The 230-nt window shown below is 83.9% G+C and carries 1 pseudogene; it reads left to right on the forward strand.

Features of this window, described 5'->3' with window-relative positions:
* Positions 1 to 22: 22 nt before the first annotated feature.
* Positions 23 to 230 (forward strand): annotated as a pseudogene (locus tag KVS67_RS13710) (phosphopantothenoylcysteine decarboxylase); the annotation flags it as partial.

Genomic DNA, 230 nt, shown 5'->3' on the forward strand with positions numbered 1-230 from the left:
CGGCGCGGGCGTGGCCCCCGCCGTGGCCCCCCCCCCGGGGGCCGACCCCGGCACCGAACGTCTGCCCGAGCCCGCCGAGATCTGGGAGCGTGCCCAGGCCGCCGCGGCCGCGGGCGCCCCGCGCCGTCCCCGGGCCACCGCGTCCGGGTCCGATGCCGAGCCCGCGCCCGGCCCGATGGCTGGTCGCACCGTGGTGATCACGGCCGGGGGCACCCGCGAGGCCCTGGACC

This window comes from Micrococcus sp. GbtcB5 (assembly GCF_019091605.1).
In the GTDB taxonomy this organism is placed as follows: Bacteria; Actinomycetota; Actinomycetes; order Actinomycetales; family Micrococcaceae; genus Micrococcus; species Micrococcus luteus.